Below are 12,986 nucleotides of genomic sequence, written 5' to 3' on the forward strand. Positions count from 1 at the left end.
GGCTTCGCTCCTCACCTTTACGCCGCAAGGTCGAAGGCGCGCGCCTCGACCGCCAGAAAACTCCGTCCGACCGCACCGACCGCCCGATAGAAGCGGGCCGACGGCGAGGTCTCCAAATCCGCAAAGAACCGCCCGGCCCAGGAGCCGACGTGACGGTCGAAAAAGGCCCGCTGCCCGTCGAGACCGACGGTGTCGCCGTCCTCCGGCGCGAACTCGCCGCCGATCAGGCCGGCCATCATCTCGCACAAGGCGGCGATGTGGTCTTCCGGCTCCGTCACGCCGTCGGCCCGCGCGATGCCCAGCCGCGCCATGGCGACGCGCAGCTCAGCCAAAGGCTTCTCGTTCAGGAAACCGGTCAGGTAGAAGGATCCGTAGGGGGTGCGCTCGCTGCCGCCGACGCCGATGAAGAGGGTGGTGAACTCTTCCTCCACCGCCGCCGGGTCACTGTCGCGTGCCGCTTCGGCCAGACGGTCGAGGGCCGCGCCGAACTCGCCGCCCTCTCCCGCCAGCCCGCCCAGCGCGGTCAGGAACGCCGCATCGGGCGGGCGCGCGAGCAGGCGCGCCAGCAGGGCATAGACCTGCGCGCGGAACAGTTCTTCCTCCGCCACCGCGGGGGGGACGATGTGATCGACGGCGCTGGACACGTGCCGCAAACTCCTCCCGGAAACGCAAGACAGGGGCGTCGGCGTCCGCGGTCCTACCGCGCGCCGTTCCTGGAACCGACCCTTGCACCCCTTTTGATGCACCTGCGAAAAGCTGTTGCCTTACAGTGGCTTAGCAATCCACAGACTGACAATAGAAGGACTGAACCTATCCTTTTGTCAACCAAGGACGCGCCCGGAAGTGGGAACAAATGAATCTTTGTCGAGGCGCTATGCTTGCGGCAACAGAGCGCCCCTTTGTTTTGAGGGGGTCTGTGCCGGCGCGACGATCCGTCGCATTCCGGGAGTGAATTTGCGAGGGAGATTGGCGGTCGGGGACATGCCCCCTCTCCCCCCTGGGGAGAGGGTCGGGGTGAGGGGGAGGCGTGGCGTGGAAAAATGGGGATGTGGGGACCGCGCACGGATCGAGAAGATCTCGCCGTGCGTCCCCCTCACCCTAACCCTCTCCCCGGGGGGGAGAGGGAATTGGCGGTTGGGAAGTGAGGGTATCGCTTACCTCGGCAACCTCGGCGTCAGTCGCGGGCGGAGCCTCAAGGACGCCCTCCGCCTCCTCGTCCAGCGTGTCGAGGAAGCCCTTGCCGACGCGGTAGAGGGTCTTCACCGGCACCCCGCCGCTGAACAGGCTGGCGTAATCGTCGGCGTAGTCCTTCAGCCCGTCGTCGTTGGCGTAGATCGGGTCGGAGGTCCACAGCTTGCGCATGGCCTGGCGGTGCAGATCCTCCGGCACCTCGGCCCGCAGGAAGGGGGTGAAGTCGGACTCGCCGGTCAGGTCCTCGACCGGCGGCAGATCCTTCAGCGGATCGTCGGCCTCGGCGTCCGGCTGGACGGTGCCGGCCGCGCCGTCCTCCGATAGGGCAACGGGAAGCTCCGCATCCTCCTCCACCGGCGGAACAACGGCCGGCGGCACCTCCACCGGGGCCGGCTCCGGCCTGACCGCCGTGCGTTTCAGGCGCGACCAGCGCGACAGGAAGGCTTCGTCGCTCACCGCCGCCCCTCCTCCTTCTCGAAGTGGCGCTTGCGCTCGCGCTTGTGGAAGGGGACGTCGACATGGTGCTGCTCGACGAAGTCGCGGACCAGCGCGATCACCTCCGCCGGCATCGGCACCGTCTCCACCACATCGGCCCCGATCTGGTACCCCTCCCCTTCATGGGCCGACGCCGTGACCGTGAAGGGCACCAACTCCTCTCCGTCCCCGCCGGGACGCATCACCACCCACAGGCGCGGCGGGTCCTGCGACAGGTTCAGGCGGTAGCCCTCGGTGTCGGTGCGGAACAGTTCCAGCGTCAGGGTGGCGGCGTGGCTGTGGCTCCAGCCCTCCCCCTCCATCAGCAGGCGGCAGGGCGGCTCGACCGGGCCGGCGCCGGGGATGACCGAAACCGGGCGCCAGCTCCAGTCGACCCAGGCGGTGACGCCGCGGCGGCGCTCCACCACGATGCCCAGTGGCATGGTCTCGATGCGTTCCAGGGCTTGGGTGAGGGGCTTGTCCGTCATGACGCATGTCCCGACGCCAGCAGGCGTTCCGCCTCGGCCAGATCCTCCGGCCGGTTGGTGTTGAAGAAGGGATCGACAGGATCGATGGCGAAATCGGCGACTGCCAGCCGGTAGCGGGTGGTCCAGGCATCGACCTTGCGCATACCCTCCTCCACCATGGCGCGGCGCAGGTCGCCGGCCAGACGGATCGGCCACAGCCCGAAGACCGGATGGTCCTGCCCGCCCGACCGGGCACAGGCGAGGTCGGCGCCCTCATGCTCCAGCGCCGCCACCATGCGGGTGACGAGGTCGCGCGGGATGAAAGGCGCGTCGGTGGCGAAGCTGGCGACCCAGGCGACGCCGGGGGCGGTGCCGCGCATCCACTCCATGCCGGTCAGTACGCCGGCGAGCGGGCCGGCATAACCCTCCACCACATCGGCGGCGACCGGCAAATGGAGATGGGCGAAGCGCGCCGGGTCGCCGTTGGCGTTCAGCACCAGCGGCCCGACCTGCGGCCGGACGGTGGCGACGATGCGCTCCAGGATGCTGCGGTCGCCCAGCGGGCGCAGGCACTTGTCGCCGCCGCCCATCCGGCGCGACAGGCCACCGGCCAGCAGAACGCCGCCAATGTCGGGATGAGTTGAGTTAGTCGTCATCGCGGCTTCCCTTGCGTCCATGCCGGCGATCTTCGTCGTCGGCTCCCGCGGCATCGGTATCGAACACCAGCCGGTCGGTGCCGGCCAGCGCGATGAAACGCCTGCCCTTGGCCCGGCCGACCAGCGTCAGGTTGGCCTGCCGCGCCAGCTGCACGCCCCAGGCGGTGAAGCCGGAGCGGGAGACCAGGATCGGAATGCCCATCTGCACCGTCTTGATGACCATCTCGGAGGTCAGGCGGCCGGTGGTGTAGAAAATCTTGTCCGAAGCGGAAATGCCGTTCAGGTGCATGTAGCCGGCAACCTTGTCCACCGCATTGTGCCGGCCGACATCCTCCATGTAGACCAGCGGCCGGTCCTCCTGGCACAGCACGCTGCCATGGATGGCGCCGGCCTCCAGATAGAGGCTGGGCTGCAGGTTGATCTGCTTGGACAGCGCATAGATCCACGAGGTGCGGAGACGCACATCGGCCGGCAGGCTGACGGCCTCGAAGGTCTCCATCACGTCGCCGAAGGCCGTGCCCTGGGCGCAGCCGGAGGTCAGCGTCTTCTTCTTCAGCTTGGACTCGTAATCGGTCGCACGTTCGGTGCGGACGACGACGGTGTCGGTCTCCTCGTCCACGTCGATGCCGGTGATGCGGTCGTCCCGCCGCAGCATGTTCTGGTTCAGCAGATAGCCGACGGCCAGACAGTCGGGATAGTCGCCGATCGTCATCATGGTGACGATCTCCTGGCCGTTCAGGTACAGGGTCAGCGGCCGCTCGACCGTCACGGCGGTCTCGATCCCGCGGCCGTCCTGGTCCAGGCCGCGGACACGCTCGGTCAGCTTGGGATTCGCCGGGTCCGGCGCTATGGTGAAGGTCTTCAGGCTCATGGTCGGGCTCATGCGCGCGAGTGTGGGCGAGCGGCGTCCGTCGGACAAGCCCTCGCCGAAATGATTCGAACAGTGATTTGGACTTCATGCAGGATTTTTCCCAAGCCCTGGCCGTGGCTTTTTCCATGATCCTGTCGATGGACGACGCGCTGATGCGGATCATCGGCCTGTCCTTGCGGGTCAGCCTGTCCGCCGTCGCCATCGCCACGCTGATCGGCCTGCCGCTGGGGGCTGCCGTCGCGGCGCTCAGCTTTCCCGGCCGCCGCGCCGTCGCCGTCGCGCTGAACACCATGATGGGGCTGCCGCCGGTGGTGGTCGGGCTGGTGGTCTATCTGCTGCTGTCGCGCTCCGGCCCGTTCGGGGTGCTGGGGCTGCTTTTCACGCCGACAGCGATGATCGTCGCCCAGACGGTGATGATCGTGCCCATCGTCGCGTCGCTCGCCCGCCAGACGGTGGAGGATCTGCTGGTCGAATATGACGATTTGCTGCGCGTCACCGGAGCGAGCCCCTTGAGGCGCCTGACCACCCTGCTGGCGGAGGCACGCTGGAGCCTCGTCACCACCGTGCTGGCCGGTTTCGGCCGCGCCTCGGCGGAGGTCGGGGCGGTGATGATCGTCGGCGGCAACATCGAGCAGGTCACCCGCGTCATGACCACCGCCATCGCGCTGGAGACCAGCAAGGGCGACCTGCCGATGGCGCTGGGGCTGGGGCTGGTGCTGATGACCCTGTCGCTGGCGGTGAACCTCACCGCATCGCTGCTGAAGGAGACGGCGGCCCGACCGGCCTGAGGCCCTGCCCTGGATTGGAAAAGATCGGCCGAGCCTTTGCACCCGCGTCCAGACTGCGCTATGTCAGCGAAGCAACAACGATGCGGGGGGAATTGTAAGAATGCTGCGCCGTTCATTCGTGCTGGGCTTTGCCGCCGCCGTGACCGTGGCCGGTCTGGTCCAGGTCGCCACCCCGTCGGCAGCATCGGCCGCCGACCGCTTCATCACCGTGGCCTCCACCACCTCGACCGAGGATTCCGGCCTGTTCAGCTCGCTCCTGCCTAAATTCACCGCCAAGACCGGCATCGAGGTGCGGGTCGTCGCCAAGGGAACCGGCCAAGCCATCGACCTCGCCAAGCGCGGCGACGCCGACGTGCTGTTCGTCCACCACAAGCCGTCGGAGGACAAATTCGTCGCCGAGGGCTTCGCCACCGTGCGCAAGCCGGTGATGTACAACGACTTCGTCATCGTCGGCCCGTCCAGCGACCCGGCCGGCGTCAAGGGCAGCAAGGATGTCGCCCAGTCGCTGTCGAAGATTGCCGGGGCCAAGGCGCCCTTCGTCTCGCGCGGCGACGACAGCGGCACGCATAAGGCCGAACTGTCCTTGTGGAAGACCGCCAACCTCGACCCGGCCAAGGCGGATGGCGGCTGGTACCGCTCCATCGGCCAGGGCATGGGCCCGACGCTGAACACCGCCGCCGCGATGAACGGCTATGCCCTGACCGACCGCGGAACCTGGCTGAACTTCAAGAACCGCGGCCCGCTGACGGTTCTGGTCGAGGGCGACAAGCGCCTGTTCAACCAGTATGGCGTGATGCTGGTCAACCCGGCCAAGTTCGCCCACGTCAAGGCGGCCGACGGCCAGGCCTTCGTCGACTGGCTGGTCTCCGCCGAAGGGCAGAAGGCCATCGCCGACTACCAGATCAACGGCGAGCAGCTGTTCTTCCCGAACGCCAACGAACCGGGGGCGTAAGGAGCGGCGGGTTCCTGCGATCCTGCCGTCCGGAAGGGTCGCGGGAACCGTCCAGCCAGCGTTTGTCCGGATCGCCCCTGACAAGATTCCCATTCCCATTGCCCTGCATTCCCCCATATGAGTGTCCTCAGGCCAGGGGCGTCAGCCCCAAGCGACAGGAGTTTTGGGGACGATGAAGATCGGCGAACGGACGGTGCTCGTCTGCGATTGTGCGCACAGCATCGCGCTGGACGGGACGGCGCTGGGCAAGGCTTGCGGCGAGGGCGGCACCCCCACCGTGCACACCCAGCTCTGCCGGGCGCAGCTCGACCGTTTCGAGGCGGCGGTCGCCGCCGGCCAGCCGCTGCTGGTCGCCTGCACCCAGGAAGCACCGCTGTTTGCCGAGATCGCGGCGGAAGTAGCACCCGACACCTCCCTGACCTTCACCAACATCCGCGAGCGCGCCGGCTGGTCGGACGAGGGTGCCCAGGCGCTGCCGAAGATCGCGGGCCTGCTGGCCGAGGCTGCCCTGCCGATCCCGGCCACCGGTGCGCTGACCCTGACCTCCCAGGGCACCTGCCTGGTCTATGGCAACGACGAGCGCGCCATCGAGGCCGGCCGGGAACTGGCCAAGCGGTTGGACGTCACTGTTCTGCTGACCAGTGCCAGGGACATCCCGCCGCCGCCGGTGATGGACGCGGCGATCTTCCGCGGCCGCATCCGCAGCGCCCGCGGCTGGGTCGGCGCCTTCGAGATCGTGGTGGACGACTACGCCCCGGCCCTGCCCTCCTCCCGCGGTGCACTGGGGTTCGAGCCGGTGCGGCAGGGGGCGTCGGCCCGCTGCGACCTGATCCTCGATTTGACCGGCGGCACGCCGCTGTTCCCCGACCACAAGCGCCGCGACGGCTATCTGCGGCCCGATCCCAACAGCCCGGCACAGGTCGCCAAGGCGCTGCTGGACATCGCCGATCTGGTCGGCGAGTTCGAGAAGCCGCGCTTCGTCGACTTCAAGGCCGATCTCTGCGCCCATTCGCGCAGCCGCAAGACCGGCTGCACCCGCTGCCTCGATGTCTGCCCGACCGGGGCGATCACGCCGAACGGCGACCATGTCGCCATCGATCCGCATGTCTGCGCCGGCTGCGGATCCTGCGCCGCGGTCTGCCCGACCGGCGCCGCGACCTACGCCCTGCCGCCGGCCGCGACCGTCTATGAGAGGCTGCGCACGCTGCTGGCCACCTACCGCAAGGCCGGCGGCGCAGCGCCCGCACTGCTGATCCACGATCCGCGCCATGGCGATGCGCTGGTCGGCATGATGGCGCGGCATGGCCGCGGCCTGCCGGCCCGCGTGCTGCCCTTCGCGCTGAACGAGGTGACGCAGGTCGGCTTCGACCTGTTCGCCCTGGCGCTGGCCTATGGCTGCACCCATGTCCGCCTGCTGACCGGACCGGAGAACGACGGCGAGACCGCCGGCCTCGCCTCGCAGATCGGACTGGCGGAGGCCGCCTTCAGCGGCCTCGGCTACGGCTCCGGCCGGGTGGCGGTGATCGACGCCGCCGATCCCGACGCGGTGGCGGACGAGCTGTGGGCCCTGCCGGCCGACGCGGTCGAGGCGGGGATGTTCCTGCCGATGGGGCCGAAGCGCACGGTCACCATGCTGGCGCTGCGCCATCTGCACAAGACCGCTCCGGCCCCGGTGGAGGTTCTGCCGCTGCCGCCGGGCGCGCCCTTCGGCCGGGTTTCGGTGGCTGTCGAAGGCTGCACACTGTGCCTGTCCTGCGTCGGGGCCTGCCCGACCGGGGCGCTGCTCGACAATGCCGACAAGCCGATGCTGTCCTTCGCCCAGGACGCCTGCGTGCAGTGCGGCCTGTGCAAGACCACCTGCCCGGAGAAGGTCATCTCCCTGGTGCCGGAGATCGACTTCCGAGACCAGGCCCGCGGTGCCGCCGTGGTGAAGGAGGAGGAACCCTTCTGCTGCGTGTCCTGCGGCAAGCCCTTCGCCACCAGATCCTCCATCGAGAAGATCGTGACGACGCTGGCGGGCAAGCACTGGATGTTCGCCACGCCGGAGGCCGCCAACCGCATCCGCATGTGCGAGGACTGCCGCGTCCGCGACCAGTTCGAGCGCGGCAACGAGCCCTTCGCCCTGGGTCAGCGGCCGGTGCCGCGCACCACCGACGACGACCTGCGCGAACGCGAGGAAGCCGAGCGGACGGCACAACCGGCGGCGGTGCGGCAAAAGCTGATGTGACGCCGAGACCTCTTGATCGCCGTCAAAGTCGGCATACCGTGATGTGGAATACGCTCCCGTCACCGTTGCACATGGTGCGTGTGACGAACATATACTGTGGTGGCCCGTCAGCGGCTGCCCCTGGAGTCCAGCGATGACCAAGCTCGTGTCCGAAACCTCGCCGTCAGGCGCCCTCGCTCCGCTGGTCGATCCGTTCGGCCGCAAGGTGGAGTATCTGCGCGTGTCGGTGACCGACCGCTGCGACCTTCGCTGCGTCTACTGCATGGCCGAGGACATGAGCTTCCTGCCGAAGGCGGAGGTGCTGACGCTGGAGGAGCTGGACCGGCTGTGCAGCGCCTTCGTCAAGCTGGGCACGCGCAAGCTGCGGCTGACCGGCGGCGAACCGCTGGTGCGGCGCGACGTGATGCGGCTGATCCATGCGCTGGGCCGCCACATCAAGTCGGGCGACCTGGACGAGCTGACGCTGACCACCAACGGTACCATGCTGTTCAAGCACGCCGCCGGGCTGTATGAGGCCGGCGTGCGGCGGATCAACGTGTCGCTGGACACGCTCGATCCGCACAAGTTCCAGGCCATCACCCGCTGGGGCAAGCTGGACAAGATCCTGGGCGGCATCCAGGCGGCCAAGGAAGCCGGGCTGAAGATCAAGATCAACACGGTGGCGCTGAAGGGCGTCAACGACGACGAGATCCACCGCATGGTGGCCTGGTGCGGCGAGCAGGGCTTCGACCTGACCTTCATCGAGGTGATGCCGATGGGCGACATCGGCGAGGGTGCCCGGCTCGACCAGTATTGGCCGCTGACCATGCTGAAGGCCGAGCTGCAGACGCGCTGGACCCTGACCGAGAGCGACCACCGCACCGGCGGCCCCGCCCGCTATGTCCGGGTGGAGGAGACCGGCCAGCGCGTCGGCTTCATCACCCCGCTGACCCATAACTTCTGCGAAAGCTGCAACCGCGTGCGGCTGACCTGCACCGGCACGCTCTATATGTGCCTCGGCCAGGAGGACGCCGCCGACCTGCGCACCCCGCTGCGCGTCAGCGACGAGGACGGCCCGCTGATCGACGCGGTGCGCGAAGCGATCACCCGCAAGCCCAAGGGCCACGACTTCATCATCGACCGCCGCCACCAGGGTCCGGCCGTCGGGCGGCACATGAGCGTCACCGGGGGGTAAGGCACCGCCTCACGCGCTTTCCGATCGGCAACCAAGAGCGAGCACCGCCATGCCCCTGCCCTTCCTGACCGGACTGCGCGTCATCGACCTCGGGCAATATCTGCCCGGCCCCTATGCGGCACAGCTTCTCGGCGACCTGGGCGCCACGGTGGTGAAGGTGGAGCCGCCGGGGGGCGACCCGCTGCGCCGGCTCGGCCCCGCCGACAGCGACGGCACCACCGCCGCCTACAAGCTGCTGAATGCCGGCAAGACAATCCTCCGCATCGACCTGAAGTCGGCCGAGGGACGCGCGGCGCTGGAAGGGCTGCTGGCGAAGGCCGACGCGCTGATCGAAAGCTATCGGCCGGGCGTGATGGACAAGCTGGGGCTTGGGCGGGAAAGGTTGCGGGAGATCAACCCGCGGTTGGTCCATGCCAGCCTGTCGGGCTGGGGCTATGACGGCCCCTATGCGGCGCGGGCCGGGCACGACCTGAACTACATGGCGGTCGGCGGCGGGTTGGACGCCTCCGGACTGCCGGACCGGCCGGTGATCAGCTATCTGCCGGTCGCCGATTTCGCCTCGGCCCAGCAGACGGCGCTGGCGGTGGCCGGCGCGCTGCTGGGGCGGGAGCGGACGGGACAGGGCTGTTTCCTCGACCTGTCGATCATGGAGTCGGTGCTGGGCTGGCAGGGCATGACCCTGACCGCGGCGGCGCGCGGCACTCTGCCGAAGCGCGGCGAGGCGCTGCTGTCGGGCGGCGCCGCCTGCTACCGCATCTACCGCACCGCCGACGGCCGCTTCGTCACCCTGTCGGCGCTGGAGGCCAAGTTCTGGCAGGGCTTCTGCGAGGCGGTCGGCCGTCCCGACTGGATCGCCCGCCAGGACGATCCCCTGCCCCAGACCGCCCTGACGGCGGAACTGGAGGCGCTGTTCGCCGGCCGGACGCTGGCGGACTGGAAGGCCCTGCTCGATCCGGTCGATTGCTGTTTCGAGGCCCTGCCGGACCTGACGGAGGTCCACGACCATCCGCACATCGCCGCCCGCGGGCAGGTGCGCGTCTCGGCCGGCCCGGAGCCGCTGGTGGAGACGCTGATGGGACTGCGGGTCGACGGCGCCCCGCCGCCGTCCCGCGCGCCTTTGCGGGAAAGCGACGCCGCGGCGGTGCTGGCCGGCTGGGAATAGGCCTCAGCCCTCCCGACGGTAGGGCGACAGTTCCTCGTCCAGCGCGTCGATCTCCGCCTCCACCGCCGGACGTTCCTGCTTGAGATAGCGGTCCACCGCACGGCGGAAGCCAGGGTCGGCGATCCAATGCGCGCTGTAGGTCGGCACCGGCAGATAGCCGCGCTGGATCTTGTGCTCGCCCTGCGCACCGGCCTCGACCCGCGCCAGCCCGCGCTCGATGGCGAAATCCAGGGCACGATAATAGCACGCCTCGAAATGCAGGAAGCGGTAGCTCCCGTCGGAGCCCCAGTTGCGGCCGTATAGCGCATCGTCGCCCAGCAGGTTCAGCGCGCCGGCCACCCACTCCCCGCCATCCTCGCACATCACCAGAACCACCCGGTCGGCCATGGTCCGGCCCAGCAGGTCGAAGAAGCGGCGGTTGAGATAGCCGCCGCCCCATTTGCGGTCGGCGGTCTCCAGATAGAAGCGGTGGAAGGCATCCCAATGCTCCGGCTTCAGGTCGTCGCCGGTCAGGGTGTGCAGCCGCACGCTGCTTTCGGCGACCTCGCGCCGCTCCTTGCGGATCGCCTTGCGCTTGCGGGAGTTCAACGCCTCCAGGAACTCGTCGAAGCTGCCATAGCCGCGGTTGTGCCAGTGGTATTGCACGCCAAGCCGTTGCAGCCACCCGGCCGTGCCCAGCCGGTCCCAATCGGCCCGCTCCGGGAAGGTGACGTGGGCGGAGGAAACGCCATAGCGCTCCGTCACCTGCTCCAGCGCCGCGACCAGCGCATCGGCGACGGCCTCGGACCGCGGCCCGGGCACCACCAGCAGCCGCGGACCCGGCACCGGGGTGAAGGGAACCGCCACCTGCAGCTTCGGGTAATAGCTGCCGCCCGCCCGCTCGAAGGCATTGGCCCAGGCGTGGTCGAACACATACTCGCCGTAGGAATGGCTTTTCAGATAGGCAGGCACCGCGCCCACCATGCGGCCGGCCCCGTCATAGGCGGCGAGATGGCTGGGCTGCCAGCCGGATTTGCCGCACGCCGACCCCGATTCCTCCAGCGCCAGGAGGAAAGCGTGGGAAAGGAACGGGTTGCCGGGACCGGCGCAGGCGTCCCAGCCCTGCTGGTCCGCCTCGTCGATCCCGGTCAGAACCTTGACGGTGATGGCATCGTTGCCGTCGGGCATGCCTGCGTCTCCTTGAACAATGGCAAGGAGGTAGGCTTCATGCCGCGATACAGCAAGGCACCGCCGCCGTCCTGACCACCGCCCCGGCGCCCATCGGGCCGCTGCCGTCAGGCCACCTCGATGATCGCATCGACCTCGACCGCGACATTGCCGGGCAGAGACGGGGCGCCGACCGCGGCGCGGGCGTGCTGGCCGGCCTCGCCGAAGACGTCGCGCATCAGCTCCGACGCGCCGTTGATGACCAGCGGATGGTCGTGGAAGTCGGGGCCGGAGTTGACGAAGCCGCCCAGCCGCAGCACGCGGGTGACGCGGTCAAGGTCGCCGCCCAGCGCGGCCTTGGCCTGGGCCAGGATGTTCAGCGCGCACAGGCGCGCGGCGTCCTTGCCCTGCTCCACCGTGAAGTCCTGGCCGACCTTGCCGACGAACTTGCGCTCGCCGTTCCAGACCGTCACCTGGCCCGAGATGTAGAGGGTGTTGCCCGAACGGGTGTAGGGCACATAGGCGGCCACCGGGGCGGCGGCCTGCGGCAACTCAATGCCCAACTCCGCCAGGCGTGCGTCGATCCGACCGGTCATGATGCTTCTCCCTTCCCTGCTTTGGCCCATGAAAAGGCCATGCGTTCGATGATTGGGACGTGGTTTGGAGCCCGACCATAGCCCTTGCCGGCGGAGCAGTGGGAAGATTCTTGCCGCCCGGCATCCCGGCAGAACCGTCCGTCATCGGCAAAAGATTCCGGGAAAGTTTTTCGGACGCCCGGCCCGAACCTTTGGGCCCAACCCTGCCCTTTTTGCCGACCTATTTTTATTCCATAGCAAATTCAGCCACTTATGGCACATCCGGGCAGTTGGCACGGCGCTTGAAAGAGTGGTGTCAGGAAAACGCACGTTGCCTCGCCGGTCAAATGACCAGGGGCGGGGACAGCCTCAGAAGGAGACTAGGACCATGGCCGGAAATGTGACCCTGACCGCTTCGATGCGCACCAACCTGCTGCAGCTGCAAAGCACGCAGGCCGGTATCGACAAGAAGCAGAACATCCTGTCGACGGGCAACAAGATCAATTCGGCTCTCGATGGTCCCACCTCCTTCTTCTCGGCCAAGGGCCTGAACCAGCGCGCCGGCGACCTGTCCTCGCTGAAGGACGCGATGGGCCAGTCGATCAGCACGATCCAGGCCGCCGACAAGGGCCTGACCTCGATCGACTCGCTGGTCGACCAGGCCAAGGGCCTGACCACCGCCGCCTATGCAGCGCTCGGCAACGACGCCGCCTCCGTCGCCTCCCGCAAGGCGCTGGCCACCCAGTTCAACACGCTGAAGGACCAGATCGACAAGCTGGCCGCCGACAGCGGCTATCAGGGCAAGAACCTGATCAACGGCAACGGCATGAGCATGGACAGCACCAGCGCGTCCCGTGCCGCCGTGAACAGCATGACCGGTGTCGACAACGCCCGCGTCACCAACGTCATCTCGGCCGACACCTACTCGATCCGCGTCAAGGGCGACGGCTCGATCGAAGGCAAGACCGCCGACATCTCCAAGACCGAGAACGCGCACGGCTTCATCGGCCTGAAGCTGTCGGGCACGATGTCGGGCTCGCTGGGCAGCTTCTCCGACGTCCAGATCGAGGTGCGCGGCGCCAACGGCCGTTCCCGCGACTTCATCGTGTCGGATGGCGACGAGAGCCGCACGATCTCCTACTTCGACAACACCCAGACCATCGAAGCGAAGCTGACGACGGCCGCCAAGACCGGTTCGGCGCAGGTGTCGACGGTGAATGTCGGCGGGACCATCGAAGAAGGCGACATCTTCACCATCACGGTGGAAGGCCAGTCCTTCAGCTACACCGCCACCAAGGGCGAC

At 68.3% G+C, this 12,986-nt stretch carries 12 protein-coding genes and 1 pseudogene; 6 read left to right on the forward strand and 7 right to left on the reverse strand.

Annotated elements, in window-relative coordinates:
• Window positions 1-17: 17 nt before the first annotated feature.
• The 5 genes from TSH64_RS29720 to fdhD all read right to left on the reverse strand — a co-directional run bounded on the left by TSH64_RS29720 (window position 18) and on the right by fdhD (window position 3,659).
• Complete coding sequence (locus TSH64_RS29720; RefSeq protein WP_109450560.1) at window positions 18-644, reverse strand: molecular chaperone TorD family protein; 627 nt, start codon at window positions 642-644, stop codon at window positions 18-20.
• Window positions 645-1,098: 454 nt separating this feature from the next.
• Entirely contained in the window at window positions 1,099-1,647 is a 549-nt protein-coding gene (locus TSH64_RS29725; RefSeq protein WP_109450562.1) for a DUF3306 domain-containing protein, read from the reverse strand.
• Window positions 1,644-2,153: a DUF3305 domain-containing protein gene (locus tag TSH64_RS29730; RefSeq protein ID WP_109450564.1), complete on the reverse strand. Its 510-nt coding sequence runs from the start codon at window positions 2,151-2,153 to the stop codon at window positions 1,644-1,646. The genes TSH64_RS29725 and TSH64_RS29730 overlap by 4 nt, the downstream gene beginning before the upstream one ends.
• Window positions 2,150-2,788 (reverse strand): molybdenum cofactor guanylyltransferase MobA, encoded by a 639-nt coding sequence (mobA, locus tag TSH64_RS29735; protein WP_109450567.1) that lies wholly within the window; start codon window positions 2,786-2,788, stop codon window positions 2,150-2,152. Before mobA ends, TSH64_RS29730 begins: the two co-directional genes overlap by 4 nt.
• Window positions 2,778-3,659 carry a formate dehydrogenase accessory sulfurtransferase FdhD gene (gene fdhD / locus TSH64_RS29740; RefSeq protein WP_109453151.1) on the reverse strand — a complete coding sequence of 294 codons (882 nt, stop codon included), beginning with the start codon at window positions 3,657-3,659 and terminating at the stop codon, window positions 2,778-2,780. Before fdhD ends, mobA begins: the two co-directional genes overlap by 11 nt.
• An 86-nt stretch (window positions 3,660-3,745) precedes the next feature.
• On the opposite strand from fdhD, the gene TSH64_RS29745 reads away from it, so the two are divergent.
• From TSH64_RS29745 to TSH64_RS29765, 5 genes are all read left to right on the forward strand, one after another.
• Window positions 3,746-4,447: an ABC transporter permease gene (locus TSH64_RS29745; protein WP_109453153.1), complete on the forward strand. Its 702-nt coding sequence runs from the start codon at window positions 3,746-3,748 to the stop codon at window positions 4,445-4,447.
• 100 nt (window positions 4,448-4,547) lie between these two features.
• Window positions 4,548-5,399 carry a substrate-binding domain-containing protein gene (locus TSH64_RS29750; protein WP_109450569.1) on the forward strand — a complete coding sequence of 284 codons (852 nt, stop codon included), beginning with the start codon at window positions 4,548-4,550 and terminating at the stop codon, window positions 5,397-5,399.
• A 172-nt stretch (window positions 5,400-5,571) separates the two neighbouring features.
• Window positions 5,572-7,626 carry a 4Fe-4S dicluster domain-containing protein gene (locus tag TSH64_RS29755; RefSeq protein WP_109450571.1) on the forward strand — a complete coding sequence of 685 codons (2,055 nt, stop codon included), beginning with the start codon at window positions 5,572-5,574 and terminating at the stop codon, window positions 7,624-7,626.
• Window positions 7,627-7,759: 133 nt separating this feature from the next.
• Window positions 7,760-8,800 carry a GTP 3',8-cyclase MoaA gene (moaA, locus tag TSH64_RS29760; protein ID WP_109450573.1) on the forward strand — a complete coding sequence of 347 codons (1,041 nt, stop codon included), beginning with the start codon at window positions 7,760-7,762 and terminating at the stop codon, window positions 8,798-8,800.
• Between the two features lie 49 nt (window positions 8,801-8,849).
• Window positions 8,850-9,962 (forward strand): CoA transferase, encoded by a 1,113-nt coding sequence (locus TSH64_RS29765; RefSeq protein WP_109450575.1) that lies wholly within the window; start codon window positions 8,850-8,852, stop codon window positions 9,960-9,962.
• 3 nt (window positions 9,963-9,965) lie between these two features.
• Here TSH64_RS29765 and TSH64_RS29770 read toward each other — a convergent pair whose 3' ends face one another.
• The gene (locus TSH64_RS29770; protein WP_109450577.1) at window positions 9,966-11,129 is read right to left on the reverse strand and encodes a GNAT family N-acetyltransferase; all 1,164 of its coding nucleotides are present in this window, start codon (window positions 11,127-11,129) and stop codon (window positions 9,966-9,968) included.
• A 107-nt stretch (window positions 11,130-11,236) separates the two neighbouring features.
• The gene (locus TSH64_RS29775) at window positions 11,237-11,704 is read right to left on the reverse strand and encodes a RidA family protein (RefSeq protein ID WP_098740384.1); all 468 of its coding nucleotides are present in this window, start codon (window positions 11,702-11,704) and stop codon (window positions 11,237-11,239) included.
• A gap of 367 nt (window positions 11,705-12,071) precedes the next feature.
• On the opposite strand from TSH64_RS29775, the pseudogene TSH64_RS29780 reads away from it, so the two are divergent.
• Window positions 12,072-12,986, forward strand: a pseudogene (locus tag TSH64_RS29780) (flagellin); the annotation flags it as partial.

The organism is Azospirillum sp. TSH64, from assembly GCF_003116035.1.
Classification (GTDB): Bacteria; Pseudomonadota; Alphaproteobacteria; order Azospirillales; family Azospirillaceae; genus Azospirillum.

Excerpts from the sequence above, each read along its gene's own strand:
- TSH64_RS29765 (WP_109450575.1), top strand. The coding sequence starts at position 8,850 with ATGCCCCTGCCCTTCCTGACCGGACTGCGCGTCATCGACCTCGGGCAA.
- TSH64_RS29775 (WP_098740384.1), bottom strand. The coding sequence starts at position 11,704 with ATGACCGGTCGGATCGACGCACGCCTGGCGGAGTTGGGCATTGAGTTG.
- moaA (WP_109450573.1), top strand. The coding sequence starts at position 7,760 with ATGACCAAGCTCGTGTCCGAAACCTCGCCGTCAGGCGCCCTCGCTCCG.
- TSH64_RS29770 (WP_109450577.1), bottom strand. The coding sequence starts at position 11,129 with ATGCCCGACGGCAACGATGCCATCACCGTCAAGGTTCTGACCGGGATC.
- TSH64_RS29745 (WP_109453153.1), top strand. The coding sequence starts at position 3,746 with ATGCAGGATTTTTCCCAAGCCCTGGCCGTGGCTTTTTCCATGATCCTG.
- TSH64_RS29750 (WP_109450569.1), top strand. The coding sequence starts at position 4,548 with ATGCTGCGCCGTTCATTCGTGCTGGGCTTTGCCGCCGCCGTGACCGTG.
- fdhD (WP_109453151.1), bottom strand. The coding sequence starts at position 3,659 with ATGAGCCTGAAGACCTTCACCATAGCGCCGGACCCGGCGAATCCCAAG.
- TSH64_RS29730 (WP_109450564.1), bottom strand. The coding sequence starts at position 2,153 with ATGACGGACAAGCCCCTCACCCAAGCCCTGGAACGCATCGAGACCATG.
- mobA (WP_109450567.1), bottom strand. The coding sequence starts at position 2,788 with ATGACGACTAACTCAACTCATCCCGACATTGGCGGCGTTCTGCTGGCC.
- TSH64_RS29755 (WP_109450571.1), top strand. The coding sequence starts at position 5,572 with ATGAAGATCGGCGAACGGACGGTGCTCGTCTGCGATTGTGCGCACAGC.